Source organism: Streptomyces sp. NPDC060209, from assembly GCF_042728155.1.
Taxonomy (GTDB): Bacteria; Actinomycetota; Actinomycetes; order Streptomycetales; family Streptomycetaceae; genus Streptomyces.
The window spans coordinates 20,744-35,934 of the sequence record NZ_JBHWZS010000058.1 but is presented as its reverse complement, the minus strand read 5'-3'; the positions used below and the strand labels follow the sequence as shown (position 1 = coordinate 35,934).

The 15,191-nt window shown below is 70.4% G+C and carries 13 protein-coding genes; 3 read left to right on the top strand and 10 right to left on the bottom strand.

Translation table 11 applies throughout. The features are described 5' to 3' along the window. Positions 1-43: 43 nt before the first annotated feature. From hflX to miaA, 6 genes are all read right to left on the bottom strand, one after another. A complete protein-coding gene (gene hflX / locus ACFWFI_RS14390; RefSeq protein ID WP_387389225.1) occupies positions 44-1,564 on the bottom strand; it encodes a GTPase HflX in 1,521 nt (506 codons plus the stop codon). A gap of 132 nt (positions 1,565-1,696) precedes the next feature. Beyond that, positions 1,697-3,187, bottom strand: a complete 1,491-nt coding sequence (locus tag ACFWFI_RS14385) for a M1 family metallopeptidase (RefSeq protein ID WP_387389222.1) — start codon at positions 3,185-3,187, stop codon at positions 1,697-1,699. Positions 3,188-3,318: 131 nt separating this feature from the next. After that, on the bottom strand, positions 3,319-5,466 hold the full coding sequence (locus ACFWFI_RS14380; protein ID WP_387389219.1) for a RelA/SpoT family protein: 2,148 nt from the start codon (positions 5,464-5,466) through the stop codon (positions 3,319-3,321). 140 nt (positions 5,467-5,606) lie between these two features. After that, positions 5,607-6,479, bottom strand: coding sequence for a diaminopimelate epimerase (gene dapF / locus ACFWFI_RS14375; protein ID WP_387389216.1), 873 nt, complete (start codon positions 6,477-6,479; stop codon positions 5,607-5,609). 66 nt (positions 6,480-6,545) lie between these two features. Then, positions 6,546-6,983, bottom strand: coding sequence for a hypothetical protein (locus ACFWFI_RS14370; RefSeq protein ID WP_387389231.1), 438 nt, complete (start codon positions 6,981-6,983; stop codon positions 6,546-6,548). 107 nt (positions 6,984-7,090) lie between these two features. After that, positions 7,091-8,029 (bottom strand): tRNA (adenosine(37)-N6)-dimethylallyltransferase MiaA, encoded by a 939-nt coding sequence (gene miaA / locus ACFWFI_RS14365; RefSeq protein ID WP_387389214.1) that lies wholly within the window; start codon positions 8,027-8,029, stop codon positions 7,091-7,093. A gap of 199 nt (positions 8,030-8,228) precedes the next feature. Here miaA and ACFWFI_RS14360 point away from each other — a divergent pair, with 199 nt between their 5' ends. Then, positions 8,229-8,474 (top strand): antitoxin, encoded by a 246-nt coding sequence (locus ACFWFI_RS14360; RefSeq protein ID WP_031099388.1) that lies wholly within the window; start codon positions 8,229-8,231, stop codon positions 8,472-8,474. An 80-nt stretch (positions 8,475-8,554) separates the two neighbouring features. On the opposite strand, the gene ACFWFI_RS14355 is transcribed toward ACFWFI_RS14360, so the two are convergent. Both ACFWFI_RS14355 and miaB read right to left on the bottom strand, forming a co-directional pair. Then, the gene (locus tag ACFWFI_RS14355; protein WP_387389212.1) at positions 8,555-9,274 is read right to left on the bottom strand and encodes a class III extradiol dioxygenase subunit B-like domain-containing protein; all 720 of its coding nucleotides are present in this window, start codon (positions 9,272-9,274) and stop codon (positions 8,555-8,557) included. Between the two features lie 14 nt (positions 9,275-9,288). Further along, positions 9,289-10,809: a tRNA (N6-isopentenyl adenosine(37)-C2)-methylthiotransferase MiaB gene (gene miaB, locus ACFWFI_RS14350; protein WP_387389210.1), complete on the bottom strand. Its 1,521-nt coding sequence runs from the start codon at positions 10,807-10,809 to the stop codon at positions 9,289-9,291. Positions 10,810-10,908: 99 nt separating this feature from the next. Between miaB and ACFWFI_RS14345 the strand changes: the two genes are divergently transcribed. Next, positions 10,909-11,907 (top strand): TAXI family TRAP transporter solute-binding subunit, encoded by a 999-nt coding sequence (locus ACFWFI_RS14345; protein WP_387389208.1) that lies wholly within the window; start codon positions 10,909-10,911, stop codon positions 11,905-11,907. A gap of 16 nt (positions 11,908-11,923) precedes the next feature. On the opposite strand, the gene ACFWFI_RS14340 is transcribed toward ACFWFI_RS14345, so the two are convergent. Both ACFWFI_RS14340 and ACFWFI_RS14335 read right to left on the bottom strand, forming a co-directional pair. Then, positions 11,924-13,318, bottom strand: a complete 1,395-nt coding sequence (locus ACFWFI_RS14340) for a sensor histidine kinase (protein WP_387389205.1) — start codon at positions 13,316-13,318, stop codon at positions 11,924-11,926. 15 nt (positions 13,319-13,333) lie between these two features. Next, on the bottom strand, positions 13,334-14,026 hold the full coding sequence (locus ACFWFI_RS14335; protein WP_387389203.1) for a response regulator transcription factor: 693 nt from the start codon (positions 14,024-14,026) through the stop codon (positions 13,334-13,336). A 355-nt stretch (positions 14,027-14,381) separates the two neighbouring features. On the opposite strand from ACFWFI_RS14335, the gene ACFWFI_RS14330 reads away from it, so the two are divergent. Next, positions 14,382-15,167, top strand: coding sequence for an amino acid ABC transporter ATP-binding protein (locus tag ACFWFI_RS14330; RefSeq protein WP_387389201.1), 786 nt, complete (start codon positions 14,382-14,384; stop codon positions 15,165-15,167). Positions 15,168-15,191 lie beyond the last annotated feature (24 nt).

Sequence of the window (15,191 nt, the reverse complement as noted above, 5' to 3'; positions counted from 1 at the left end):
GGCTCCCCTCAGCGGGGAGCCCGGCCTCCGTGCGTCGGTCGCGTCAGTGGGCGACCGGGGCGAACATCCCGAGGTCCGCGCTCAGTTCCTCGTGGACCCGCGCCTTGAGCAGCGTCCCCTCCGGGGTGTGCTCCTCGGAGATGACCTCGCCCTCGGCGTGCACCCGGGAGACGAGCGCGCCCTGGGTGTAGGGCACGAGTGCCTCGATCTCGACGGACGGCCGCGGCAGCTCGGCGTCGATGAGCGCGAGCAGCTCGTCCATACCGGCGCCGGTCCGCGCCGAGACCGCGATCGCGTGCTTCTCGGTGCGCAGCAGGCGCTGCAGCACGAGCGGGTCCGCCGCGTCCGCCTTGTTGATCACGACGACCTCGGGCACGTCGACCGCGCCGACCTCCCGGATCACCTGACGCACGGCGGCGAGCTGCTCCTCCGGCACCGGGTGGGAGCCGTCCACCACGTGCAGGATCAGGTCGGACTCACCGACCTCCTCCATCGTGGAGCGGAACGCCTCGACCAGGTGGTGGGGAAGGTGCCGCACGAAGCCGACGGTGTCGGCCAGGGTGTAGATCCGGCCGCTCGGCGTCTCGGCCCGGCGCACGGTCGGGTCGAGGGTCGCGAACAGGGAGTTCTCGACGAGGACGCCCGCGCCGGTGAGCCGGTTGAGCAGCGAGGACTTCCCGGCGTTGGTGTATCCGGCGATCGCCACCGAGGGCACCTTGTTGCGCCTGCGTTCCTGACGCTTGATCTCGCGGCCGGTCTTCATCTCCGCGATCTCCCGGCGCATCTTCGCCATCTTCTCGCGGATCCGTCGCCGGTCCGTCTCGATCTTGGTCTCACCAGGACCACGTGTGGCCATGCCGCCACCGCCGCTGGAACCGCCGCCGCCCATCTGACGGGACAGTGACTGACCCCAGCCGCGCAGGCGCGGGAGCATGTACTGCATCTGTGCCAGCGACACCTGGGCCTTACCCTCGCGGGACTTGGCGTGCTGGGCGAAGATGTCGAGGATCAGGGCGGTCCTGTCGACCACCTTGACCTTGACGACGTCTTCCAGATGGATCAGCTGACCGGGGCTGAGCTCACCGTCGCAGACGACGGTGTCGGCCCCGGATTCGAGCACGATGTCGCGCAGCTCCAGCGCCTTGCCCGAGCCGATGTAGGTGGCCGGGTCGGGCTTGTCGCGCCGCTGGAACACGGCGTCGAGCACCTGGGCGCCCGCCGTCTCGGCAAGCGCCGCGAGCTCCGCGAGGGAGATCTCCGCGTCGTGGACGGTCCCCGATGTCCAGACACCGACGAGAACCACGCGCTCCAGGCGCAGCTGCCGGTACTCGACCTCGGTGACGTCCTCGAGCTCGGTGGAAAGACCCGCCACACGCCGTAGCGCGGCGCGCTCGGAGCGGTCGAGCTGCTCGCCGTCCCGCTCTCCGTCGATCTCGTGGCTCCAGGCGACGTCCTCTTCCATCAGGGCGTCGGCCCGAAGGCTCTCGGTGAGGCTCTCGGAGTTGGCTTCCGTGGCGCTCTGCGCGTCCTGCGCGTCCTGGGGAAGGGAGGAAGAGGAGGTCATTGGATCCTTACGTCGATAGAAGTCCGATACGTCAGTCACAACGCGTGACCCTGCCGGAAGATTCCCAGGGGGGCGATCCACCGGCCGGCCGCCGTGCCGACGCGTCGATAGTGGCATGTCCCCGCCCGGGCGTCACTCGGGTTTCGGTGCCCGGGCGGGGCTCTGCCCACCCGCGGCGTTCCGGGGCGTCTCGCTGCGCCAGTCCGGGTGCCCCGGCATCGGCGGGGTCTTCTTCCCGTACAGCCACCCGTCGAAGAACACCGTCAGGTCCCGTCCCGCGATCCTCGACGCCAGGGCCGTGAACTCTCGGGTGGTCGCCGACCGGTTCCGGTGGGCACGCACCCAGGTCCGCTCCAGGCCGTCGAACGCGGCCTCGCCGATCTCCTCCCGCAGCGCGTACAGGATGAGCGCGCTCCCGTCGTACACGACCGGCCTGAAGAGGCTGATCTTGTGATCGGGGGTGGGGACGTCCGGGTGCGCGGGCGGGCCGCCGGCCGCGCGCCATGCGTCGGAGCGGGCGTACGCCTCACGCATCCGCCGCTCCAACGGCTTCTTCGCGTGTTCCTCGGCGTAGCGGGCCTCGTACCAGGTGGCGTGTCCCTCGTTGAGCCACAGATCGGACCAGGTCCGCGGGGAGACGCTGTTCCCGAACCACTGGTGGGCGAGCTCGTGCACCATGACGGAGTCGACGTACCACTCGGGATATCCGGACCCGGTGAACAGGGACCGTTCGAAGAGCGAGAGCGTCTGGGTCTCCAGCTCGAAGCCCGTCTCGGTGTCCGCGACCAGGATTCCGTACGTCTCGAACGGGTACGGGCCGACCTGCTTCTCCATCCAGGCCAGCTGCGCGGGCGTCTTCTTCAGCCAGGGCTCCAGCTTCGCCCGGTCGGCCGCGGGCACCACGTCGCGCACCGGCAGTCCGTGCGGTCCGGTGCGGCGCAGGACGGCGGAGCGGCCGATGGACACCTGGGCCAGTTCCGTGGCCATCGGGTGCTCGGTGCGGTAGGTCCAGGTGGTCGCGCCCGCGTGATTCCGTTTTCCGGCGGGAAGGCCGCCCGCCACGACCGTGAATTCCTTCGGCGCGGTCACCCGGAAGGTGAAGTACGCCTTGTCCGCGGGGTGGTCGTTGCCGGGGAAGACCCGGTGTGCGGCATCGGCCTGGTTCGCCATGGCGAGTCCGTCGGCGGTCGGGACCCAGCCCCCGTTGGCCTTGTCCCCCGAGGGGTCGCTCGTGTGCCGGACGGTGATCCTCACGGGCATCCCCTCCGGGAGCCGGGTGGGCGCGTCGACGACCAGGTCCTCTCCCGCGGTGGCGAACTCCGAATGCTGCCCGTTGACTTCGACGGACCTGACGGTGCCCCGGGCGAAGTCGAGGTTGATCCGGTCCAGGGGGGCGGTGGTCCTCGCGTCGATGGTCGTGACGGCGTCGAGGGGCTTGGTGTTGCTGCCCTTGTAGGTGAGTGAGATGTCGTACGAGAGGACGTCGTAGCCCGGGTTGCCCAGGTGCGGGAACAGACGGTCGCCGATGCCGAGCGGTTCGGGTGCGGGCAGGGTGGCGGCGACGAGGGTGGCCGACGCGGTGGCCAGCAGAGCGGCACGCAGTCGGCGGGAGGTGAGCGGCATGGACTACGGCTACCAGCGCGCACCGTCCACGCGGGGGTGGCGCGCGCCGCACCACCCGAACGGGGCCGCCGGGCAGCGGCAAAACGGGGCCGCCGGGCGTCAGCAGGGAGAGGACCGGGAGGGGCGGGCGGTCAGATCGTGGCGGCAGGCTGCTGGGCGCGGCTCACGTCGTACACGCCGGGTACGTCTCGCATGGCCCGCATGAGGCCCGGCAGCCCTGCCGCGTCCGGCAGCTGCAGCGTGTAGGTGTGCCGGACGCGCTGTTCGCTGGGCGGCTCGACGGTCGCCGAGACGATGGCCGCGTCGGCGGTCGCGATGGCCTCGGTGAGGTCGGCGAGGAGCCGGGGGCGGCCGAAGGACTCGGCGACGAGCGTGACCCGGTAGTCGGCGGTACCGCTCCAGTCGCCCGGGTCGTTCCAGCGTGCCCCGACGGCCGCCCGGCCGATCTCCCGCATACGGGCCACCGCCGGGCACTCCTCACGGTGCACGGTGACTGCCCCGCCGCGCACCGTGAATCCGATGATGCCGTCGGGCGGGACGGGAGTGCAGCAGCCGGCGAGCCGGACCGGTGCGCCCGGGGTGTCGACGGCCACGCTGGGAGCCCGGCCGGCCTGCCTGCCCCGGCTGCTCGACGCGTCGTCGGCGGGCTGGGCCTGCGGCCTCGGCGCGTCGGGCCTGCTCTTGTGGGGCCCTTGCGCGCCGTCGGGATGGGCGTCGAGCCACGCGGTGATCGCGATCCGGGCGGTGGGGGTGCGCGCGTGGTCGAGCCACTCCGGGGAGGGGCCGGACGAGGCGTCCTGGGCGAGCAGCAGCTGCACGGTGTCGCCGTCGTTCAGTGCGGTGCTGAGCGTGGCCAGCCGGCCGTTGACGCGGGCGCCGATGCAGCCGTGCGCCTCGTCCCCGTACTGCGCGTAGGCGGCGTCGACGCAGCTGGCGCCGGCGGGCAGCCCGAGCGTCCCGCCGTCGGTACGGAAGACGGTGATCTCCCGGTCCTGTGCGAGGTCGGCGCGCAGCGTGGCCCAGAAGGTGTCGGAGTCGGTCGCTGATTCCTGCCAGTCCAGGAGGCGGGAGAGCCAGCCGGGCCTGGTCGGGTCGGCGCGCTCGCCGTCCGCGGGTTCCGCCTGGTGCGTGGCGGTGGTGCCGTCCTGGGTGTACGGGTTACCGAGTGCGACGACGCCCGCCTCGGCGACCTTGTGCATGCGATGCGTGCGGATGAGGACTTCGGCGACCGCGCCCTCGGGGCCGACCACCGCGGTGTGCAGTGACTGGTAGAGGTTGAACTTGGGGGCCGCGATGAAGTCCTTGAACTCGGAGATCACCGGGGTGAAACAGGTGTGCAGTTCCCCCAGGACGGCGTAACAGTCGGCGTCCTCCCCGACCAGCACCAGCAGCCGTCCGAAGTCGGTGCCCCGCATCTCGCCGCGTTTGATCCTCACTCGGTGCACCGAGACGAAGTGTCGCGGTCTGATGAGTACTTCGGCGCTGATGCCGGCTTCCCGCAGAGTCGATCTGACGCTGTCGGCGATCTCCGTGAGCGGGTCCTGTGCACCGTCCCAGGCGGAGATCAGGGCCTGGGTGCGCTCGTACTCCTCCGGGCGCAGGATCGCGAAGACCAGGTCCTCGAGCTCCGTCTTGAGCGCCTGCACACCGAGGCGTTCGGCCAGTGGGATGAGTACGTCCCGGGTGACCTTGGCGATCCTGGCCTGCTTCTCGGGCCGCATGACGCCGAGGGTGCGCATGTTGTGCAGCCGGTCGGCCAGTTTGATCGACATGACGCGGACGTCGTTGCCGGTGGCGACGAGCATCTTGCGGAAGGTCTCGGGCTCGGCGGCGGCCCCGTAGTCGACCTTCTCCAGCTTGGTGACGCCGTCGACCAGATAGCAGACCTCGTCGCCGAACTCCTCCCGCACCTGATCGAGGGTCACCTCGGTGTCCTCGACCGTGTCGTGGAGCAGGGAGGCCGTCAGGGTCGTCGTCTCGGCTCCGAGTTCGGCGAGGATCAGGGTGACCGCGAGCGGATGGGTGATGTACGGCTCGCCGCTCTTGCGCATCTGGCCGCGATGCGAGGACTCGGCAAGGACGTACGCCTTGCTCAGGATGGCCAGATCGGCGTCCGGGTAGTGCGCGCGGTGCGCCTCCGCCACGTGCCCGATGGCGTCGGGAAGCCGGTCACGGGAGACCGGCCCGAGCAGGGCGACACGGCCCAGCCTGCGCAGATCGATCCGTGCACGACTGCGCTTGCGAAGGGGAGCACCTGGATTGGCGGCCTCTGCGCTCATGGGGCACCTCCGGCAACGTCGACCGGCGGGGAAGGGGTGCGGATACACCCCCGGGCCGGGGTCTGATGCTATCGACCCCACCACGTGGCGCAGTCCAGCTCTCGCTCAGCGTGAAACGGATCACCCATTCGAGCGAAGCTCTAACCGATCATCGTTTCGACCCACGCGGAGTCGATCACGCCTTCGGCGACGATGACGGCGGGGCCTGTCATGTCGATGCCGCCGTCGGGGTATTCGGTGATCACCAGGGTGCCCCCGGGGAGGTCCACCGTGTACGTGGCCGGGGCGCCGGTCAGCGCCGGGTCCACGCCGTCCCTGCGTGCGGTGGCGACGGCCACGGCGCAGGCGCCCGTGCCGCAGGAGCGCGTCTCGCCGGAGCCGCGCTCGTGGACACGCATCGCGACGTGCCGCGGTCCGCGGTCCGCGACGAACTCGATGTTGACTCCGTCGGGGTAGACGGACTGCGGGCTGAACGGCGGTACGGAGAACAGGTCTCCGGCGTGGTCGAGGTCCTCGACGAAGGCGACGGCGTGCGGATTGCCCATGTTCACGTTCCGGGCGTCCCAGCTGCGGCCGTCCACCGTGACCGTCACGCCTGCGTCGGGCAGCGCAGCCCGTCCCATGGAGACCGTGATGTCGCCGTCCTTGGCGATGTGCACACGCTTGACCCCACCCCGGGTCGCGATGGCCAGATCGCCTTCGGCGGCGAACCCGGCACGCTGCAGGTAGTGCGCGAAGACGCGCACCCCGTTGCCGCACATCTCTGCGATCGACCCGTCGGCATTGCGGTAGTCCATGAACCACTCGGCGTGCTCCGCCATGCCTGTGGCGTCGGGGTGCGCCGCGGACCGTACGACGTGCAGCAGCCCGTCGCCGCCGATGCCCGCCCGGCGGTCGCAGAGCCGGGCGACGACGGAAACCGGCAGGTCGAGGGCGTTGTCCGGGTCGGGAACGATCACGAAGTCGTTCTCGGTGCCGTGGCCCTTGAGGAAGGCGATCTGCGAAGTGCTCACGGATCAACTGTACGAGGCCGTGCCGGCGGTCCGCCGAGCCGGGGCCGTACGGTCCGCGGGGGCGCCTCAGCGGAGGCGGGCGACGCGCCAGACGGCCAGGGCGACCAGCACCGCGCAGACGGCTACGTACAGCGTGATCACCCGCCAGTCGGGGCGCTCGTTCGATCCCCTGGCCGGCAGACCGGGCCAGGTGTGGCCGACGCGGCGGGCGGCCATCATGCCCCAGCCCGCGGCGCAGCAGCTGATCAGGAGTCCCAGCATCGCCACCACGGCACCGCCGCCGCCGAACTCGAAGGCGAGCGGGAAGGCGAACATCAGGGAACCGACCGCCGCCAGCACCACGATCGGTGCGAGCTGCCAGATACGCATCCGGCGGGGCGGACGGAGCTCGACCTCGACCTCGGGGACGATGTCGAGGTCGTCGGGCCCGTCAGGGCTCAGACGTCCTGCCTCGTGCTGCGTATCCGGTGCGTCTCGGTCTGTGTCGCGAGGGCCGGCCTCCATCGCCACGCGCCCTCCCAACTCGGACTCCACTGGTCGATCGATGCTCGATGATGGCACGGCTCCGGCTGCCGAAATGACGGGCGGAGCTTCCCGATGCCATCACGTGATCAGGCTGTAACCGCTCGTTCGACCAACGCCAGCGCCCGGCCAGGGAGTTCTCCGCGCTGTTCCTCGGCACCGCTCAGCCACTGGACGCGCGGGTCGCGCCGGAACCAGGAGTCCTGGCGGCGCGCGAAGCGTTTGGTGGCGCGTACGGTCTCCGCGCGCGCCTCGTCCTCGGTGCACTCCCCCGCGAGCGCCGCGAGCACCTGCTGGTAGCCGAGCGCGCGTGAGGAGGTTCGGCCCTCACGGAGCCCCCGGGCCTCCAGGTCGCGCACCTCATCGACGAGCCCGGCCTCCCACATCCTGTCCACGCGGGTACGGATCCGCTCGTCGAGTTCGGGGCGTTCGACGTCCACACCGATCTGGAGGGCGTCGTAGACCGCTTCGTCGCCCGGGAGATTGGCGGTGAAGGGCTTGCCCGTGATCTCGATGACCTCCAGGGCACGGACGATGCGGCGCCCGTTGCTGGCCAGGATGGCACGGGCGGCCTCGGGGTCCGCGGTGGCGAGCCGGGCGTGCAGGGCACCGGAGCCACGCTCCGTCAGCTCCAGTTCGAGCCTGGCGCGTACGTCGGGGTCCGTTCCCGGGAATTCGAGGGCGTCGATCGCGCCCTTCACATAGAGACCCGAACCGCCGACGAGGACGGGAGTCCGTCCTTCGGACAGCAGCCGGTCGATCTCCGTGCGGGCCCGCCGCTGGTACTCGGCGACACTCGCGGCCTCCGTGACGTCCCAGATGTCCAGCAGGTGGTGAGGAACGCCGTCGCGCTCGGGAAGAGTCAGCTTCGCCGTGCCGATGTCCATGCCCCGGTAGAGCTGCATGGAGTCGGCGTTGACCACTTCGCCACCGAGCTGCTGGGCGAGAAACACTCCCAGATCGGACTTTCCGGCTGCGGTGGGACCGACGACTGTGATGACGCGGGGGGTGGGAGCTGGTCTTCTCACCGGGACAGTCTCCCAAACTTCGGGACGCGTCCCGACCGTAGGAGGATGAGTGATCTTCCGCTCCGTCCGGCGTGGACCCGCTGCTCCGCCCCATGTGGAGCCACCACTCCGCCCGGTGCGGGCGGACACGGCGAGTAACGCGCGTTTGCTCACGGACGAGTAAAATGTGACCACAATCCCCCAGCACGGAAGGTGACCCATGGGTTTCCTGGACAACCTGAAGGCCAAGCTGGCCCCGGCCAAGGAAAAGGTCGGCGACCTCGCGCAGCAGCACGGGGGCAAGATCGACCAGGGCCTCGACAAGGCCGCCCGCACGGTCGACCAAAAGACCAAGGGCAAGTACAGCGACAAGATCGTGTCCGGCACGCAGAAGGCCAAGGACGCGGTCGACCGCCTGGGCCACAAGAACGAGGGCGGCACACCGCCTCCGCCACCCGCGTCCTGACCCGGGTCCCAGCGGAATCGAGGGCCGTGGAGCGATGCCGCTCCGCGGCCCTCAGCCGTGCCGGTGGAGGGCCGGACCGATCACGACCAGGCGGCGACGGCGTATCCCACGCCGTACGGGGCGTCCTCGTACAGCAGCTGCCCGCCGAGACCGGCGCCCCGGGCCGCGCCCGCGAGCACCTGCCAGGGCGCCCGGCCCGCCGCCTTCAGTTCGTACGCGAGGGACTCGTCCAGAGCGCCCAGCGCGGCCAGGTCCGCACTGCCCAGCGCCCGGGCGGCAGCCGCGTCGAAGTCCGCCGCCCGCTCGTCCAGATAGCCGGGCGCCTTGACCGTGCGGCAGGCGCTGCCGTCGCCCATGACCAGCAGGGCCACCCGCTCGGCCCTGACCGCCAGGTCCGCTCCGGCACGCAGACAGAGGCCGGCGGCGAGTGGCTCCCCCACACCGAGCCCTTCGACCGGAGCACCGTCCCACCGTGCCCGGCCCAGCAGCCAGGCGCCGACGGCGAGGGACGCCGGGAGCGGACGGTCCGGTGCGGGGGCCCCGGCGGGCGCCTCACCGAGCCGCACGGTCAGATCGACGCCGAACCCGGCGAAGGTGCCGGCCGAACCCGGAGGGAACGGCCCCCGGTGCTCCGGCCCGGCGGGCCCGGTCACGATCAGCAGATCCGGTTGCGCGGCGGCGAGCACGCCCACGGCGTCGAGGCACGCGTTCCTCGCGGCGTCCAACTCGGGTCCGGCTCCCGCGGCCACCTCGGGGACCAGGAGCGGCGGGCAGGGACAGACGGCTGCGGCGACAAGCATGCCGGTCAGCGTACTCAGTCGCAGCCGCACCCCGGGGTGGCGGCCACGGGCAGCGGGGCGGGCGCGCCGATGCCGGGCAGGCCCAGCATGACTCCGGCGGGCTGAGCGGCAGGTGCCGCGGTGCGCTTCTCCCAGGCGTCTCCCGACCGGGTGCGCCGGACGCCCAGGGGCGCGCCCTCGGCGAGCAGGTGGTGCGGGGCGGCGTAGGTGATCTCGACCGTGACGACGTCCCCGGGACGCACGTCCTGGGACGGCTTGGTGAAGTGGACCAGCCGGTTGTCGGGAGCGCGGCCGGAGAGCCTGTGCGTGGCGCCGTCCTTGCGGCCCTCGCCCTCCGCGACCATGACCTCCAGGGTGCGGCCGACCTGCTTCTTGTTCTCGTTCCAGGAGATCTCCTCCTGGAGGGCGGACAGGCGCATGTAGCGCTCCTGGACGACCTCCTTGGGGATCTGCCCCTCCATGTCGGCGGCGGGTGTCCCGGGGCGCTTGGAGTACTGGAAGGTGAAGGCGTTCGCGAAGCGGGCCTCGCGCACCGCGTGCATGGTCTGCTCGAAGTCCTCCTCGGTCTCCCCGGGGAAGCCGACGATGATGTCGGTGGAGATGGCGGCGTCCGGCATGGCGGCGCGCACCTTCTCGATGATTCCGAGGAAGCGGTCCTGCCGGTACGAGCGGCGCATGGCCTTGAGGATCGTGTCCGAGCCCGACTGCATCGGCATGTGCAGCTGGGGCATCACGTTCGGGGTCTCGGCCATCGCCGCGATCACGTCGTCGGTGAAGTCGCGCGGGTGGGGCGAGGTGAAACGGACGCGCTCCAGGCCCTCGATCGTGCCGCAGGCCCTGAGCAGCTTGGAGAAGGCCTCGCGGTCGCCGATGTCGGAGCCGTAGGCGTTGACGTTCTGGCCGAGCAGGGTGATCTCGCTGACGCCCTCGGCGACGAGGGCCTCGATCTCGGCCAGGATGTCGCCGGTGCGGCGGTCCTTCTCCTTGCCGCGCAGCGCCGGGACGATGCAGAAGGTGCAGGTGTTGTTGCAGCCGACGGAGATCGACACCCACGCGGCGTAGGCGGACTCGCGGCGGGTGGGAAGCGTCGAGGGGAAGGCCTCCAGGGACTCGGCGATCTCGATCTGCGCCTCCTCCTGGACCCGGGCGCGCTCCAGGAGCACCGGCAGCTTGCCGATGTTGTGCGTACCGAAGACGACGTCCACCCAGGGGGCGCGCCGCACGATGGTGTCGCGGTCCTTCTGTGCCAGACAGCCGCCGACGGCGATCTGCATCCCGGGACGCTTGGTCTTCATCGGGGCGAGGCGGCCGAGGTTGCCGTAGAGCTTGTTGTCGGCGTTCTCACGCACCGCACAGGTGTTGAAGACCACGACATCGGCGTCACCGTCGGAGCCCTCGGGTGCGCGCACGTATCCGGCACCCTCCAGCAGCCCCGACAAGCGTTCGGAGTCGTGGACGTTCATCTGGCACCCGTAAGTGCGTACCTCGTAGCTCTTCTGGACGTCCACTGCTTCGCTCCGGTTGCCGCTGGTCATGGGACAAGGGTAGGCGGTGACGGCGCCTCTCCCGCCGCCGGAGCCCGCGGCCCTGATCCGGCCTGGCCAGGACGGGGCACGGCCTGGCAGGATCGCGCCATGCTGCACGCACTGTCCCGGTTCGGCCGGCGCCGCACCTTCCTGGGGGGCGCCGCCGCCCTGGTCGTGCTCGGACTGCTGCTGTGGTGGGTGCTCCCGATCGGGAGGGAGCAGCCGAGCGGTTCGCTCACGTTCTCCACCGGTGTACGGAGCGGGGTCTACGAGCGCTACGGGCAGCGGCTGGAGGGCGCGCTGGCCAAGGACATGCCCGACGTGTCGATACGGCTGCAGACCAGCGAGGGCTCCCAGCAGAACATCGAACGGGTCGCGACGGGGAAGGCCGACTTCACCATCGCCACCGCCGACGCCGTCGCCACGTACCTGCAGAGCGGGAAGCCGGGCGGTGAGCGTCTGCGCGGCTGCGTCCGGCTGTACGACGACTACATCCAGCTGATCGTGCCCCGGGACTCCGGGATCCGTACGGTCGCCGACCTGCGGGGCAAGCGGGTCGGTGTGGGGCAGAAGGGGTCAGGGGTACTTCTTGTCGCGGACCGGCTGATGAAGGCGGCGGGCGTCGATCCGGCCACGGACATCACTCCTGTCCAGGCCGGGATCGACACCATGCCGGCGAGGCTGGCGGACGGCCGGCTGGACGCCTTCTTCTGGTCGGGCGGGCTGCCGACCGGGGCGGTGCAGGACCTCTCGGAGAAATTCGCGATCCGGCTGGTGCCGCTGGAGGAGGCGCTGGTCACCCAGCTCCAGGCGGCCGGCGGGTCCACGCGCTACTACCGCTCGGCCGTGATGCCGGCCGACGCCTACCTGGACGCGCAACAGGGTCAGGCGGTCCAGACTGTCGCGGTCTCCAACCTGCTGATCACCACGGACCGTACGGATCCGCTGATGACCGAGGCGTTCACCCGGACCGTGATCGACAGCCGGGACCGGATCGGCCGCGAGGTGCACTCGGCGCAGCTGGTCGACCTGCGGACGGCGATCTACACCGATCCGCTGCCACTGCACGAAGGCGCCAGGCGCTACTACCGCTCGGCCAAGCCCTGACGGTTCGGTGCGGCGCTCACGCGTGCGGAGGGTTGCGCGGCACTGTGACCGTCACCCGCAGACCGTGGGGCTCGTGCGAGTCGTAGTGGATCGATCCTCCGCCCGCTGCGAGCAGGGCACGCGAGATGGAGAGTCCGAGACCGGATCCCTTGATGTTCGTGTGCCGCCCGCTGCGCCAGAAGCGGTCCCCGATGCGCTCCAGCTCCTGTTCGGTCAGGCCGGGCCCCCGGTCCGCGACGACGACGGTGGCGCCCCCGCCGTCGGATCCCGCCGTGACCCTGACCTCCTGGCCCTCCGGGGTGAATTTCAGCGCGTTGTCGATGACTGCGTCCAGCGCGCTGGAGAGGGCGATCGGGTCAGCCCAGCCCGTCACTGCGGGAGCGCCGTCCAGAGTCAGCCGTACGCCCTTCTCCTCGGCCAGTGGACGCCATGAGGCGACCCGTTCGCTCGTGAGCGCGGCGATGTCCGTGAGCTGGAGATCCGCCGCCGTGTGCTCGGCCAGCGCCAGGTCCAGGAGGTCGTCGAGCACCTGGGCGAGGCGCTTGCCCTCCGTACGGACCGAGGCGATCTCCTCGTTGCCCTCGGGGAGTTCGAGGGCGAGGAGCTCGATCCGGAGCAGCAGCGCGGCCAGCGGGTTGCGCAACTGGTGCGAGGCGTCGGCGACGAAGGCGCGCTGCTGCTCCAGCACGTCCTCGACGTTGTCGGCCATCTCGTTGAACGAGCGGGCCAGCCGCCGGAGTTCCGGAGGTCCGCCGGACGCGGCGACCCGCGACCTCATCCGGCCGCTCGCGATGTCATGGGCGGCCGCGTCCAGGATCCGTACGGGCAGGAGCACCCATCCGGTGAGGCGGAACGCGGCGCCGACCGCCACCAGCATGGCCGCGGCCTCGCCGAGGGCGATGAGCAGCCAGCCGCGCAGTGTCCGGGACCGCATGTCGCCGGTGGGCGAGTCCGTCACGACCACGGCGACCACGTCTCCGTCGCGCACGACCGGGGAGGCGACGACGATCCGGCCCTTCTGCCAGGGCCAGACCTGGGACGGGTCGTGGGAGCGGCGGCCGAGGAGGGCTTCCTTGAAGGCCGCCCGGCCTTCCCCTTCGATGGGCAGGGTCCAGGATGCGGGGGCCTTCGCCAGGGCCCTGTCGTCGCGGTAGAACACTCCGGCCCTGATCCCGTACACCGAGTCGTAGGCCTCGAGTTCGGTCTGCAGGATCCGCTGTCGCTCCTCGGTGCCGCGGACGGGCTCGTCGACGAACTGGGCGAGCGCGCCGAAACGTGCCGTGTCGTCGATCCGGTCGATGACGACCCGCTGCTGTTCGGCGGCGGCCACGCGCACGGCCAGCGGGAAGCCGAGGGCGAGCAGCACGGCGGCCATCAGGATGATGAGCAGGGGGAGCAGGCGGGTGCGCACGGGGAGTGTAGATCCTCAGGCCGACGGTGGGACGAGCCGGTAGCCGACCCCTCGTACGGTCTCGACCAGTGCGGGGAGCCGCAGCTTGGAGCGCAGAGACGCGACGTGCACCTCCAGGGTGCGTCCCGTTCCCTCCCAGCTCGTCCGCCACACCTCGCTGATGATCTGTTCCCGGCGGAAGACCACGCCGGGACGCTGGGCCAGCAACGCGAGCAGGTCGAACTCCTTGCGGGTGAGCTGGACCTCCTGGCCGTCGACACTGACCCTGCGGGTGGGCAGCTCGATGTGGACCGGGCCGATCCGCAGGGCAGCGAGCGGGGTCGGTCCGGTGTCCTCCCCGGCCGTCCTGCGCCGGGCGACGGCGTGGATCCGGGCCAGCAGCTCACCGGTGTCGTACGGCTTCACCACGTAGTCGTCGGCGCCGAGGTTGAGGCCGTGGATCCTCGAGCGGACATCGGACCGCGCGGTCACCATGATCACGGGGATCGCCGAGCGCTTGCGGATCTTCCCGCACACCTCGTAGCCGTCCTGGTCGGGCAGCCCGAGATCCAGGAGCACGACCCCGAAGGGCTCCTTCTCTGCCGGCAGCAGCGCCCGCAGGGCCTCCTCGCCGCTGCGGGCGTGCACGACCTGGAAGCCGTGCCGCGCGAGCACGGCGGACAGGGCAGCAGCGACGTGGTCGTCGTCCTCGACGAGCAGCAGTCTCATGGCCCCCCTTTCCGCCTCATGTCTTCTCGTGTGTCCTTCGTGACGCCCGAGAACCGTGTGTGACGGTCCACCGGTGTTCCGCCCGGCGAACCTTTTCGTACAGCTGCGATTCACGTCATCCTCGCACCAGGGCATCCACGCCGATGACGGGTAGGTCAGTCAAGCCCCTGCCCGTTACCACCAGGTTTCCGTTACCCACCCGGTACGCCGTCGAGCGCTCCGCTGCGTCCCGTTCACGCGGTGTGTCCGGTTGCGGCCGGATCGTTATGCTCAATTTCCGCTCAGATGTAATGACGCTGGTAGCACTGCGTCACTAGGGTCCTTGCCTAACCGAGGAGGACGGAGCAAGAAGCCGATGAGCGGAGTTTCAGTGACCAAGGCCGCCGAGGATGCCGCACCTGCGGGAGACGACCTTGTCGTACTGAGCAACGTCAACAAGCACTTCGGCGCGCTGCATGTGCTCCAGGACATCGATCTGACCATCGCCCGTGGCGAGGTCGTCGTAGTCATCGGACCCTCCGGGTCCGGGAAGTCCACGCTGTGCCGCACGATCAACCGCTTGGAGACGATCGACTCGGGTGCGATCGCGATCGATGGCAAGCCACTGCCCCAGGAGGGCAAGGAGCTGGCCAGGCTGCGTGCCGATGTCGGCATGGTCTTCCAGTCGTTCAATCTCTTCGCGCACAAGACGGTGCTCGAGAACGTGATGCTGGGCCAGGTCAAGGTTCGCGGGACGGACAAGAAGACCGCAGAGGAGAAGGCCCGGAACCTGCTCGACCGCGTGGGGGTCGGTGTGCAGGCGGACAAGTACCCGGCGCAGCTCTCCGGCGGTCAGCAGCAGCGCGTCGCGATCGCGCGTGCGCTCGCGATGGATCCCAAGGTCATGCTCTTCGACGAGCCCACGTCGGCGCTCGACCCGGAGATGATCAACGAAGTGCTCGAGGTCATGCAGCAGCTGGCCCGGGAGGGGATGACCATGGTCGTCGTCACCCACGAGATGGGCTTTGCCCGTTCGGCCGCCAACCGCGTGGTCTTCATGGCGGACGGGAAGATCGTCGAAGAGGCGGTTCCCGACCAGTTCTTCAGTAATCCGCGCAGCGACCGGGCCAAGGACTTCCTGTCGAAGATCCTTCACCACTGATACCGACGACCTACGACACGAGGA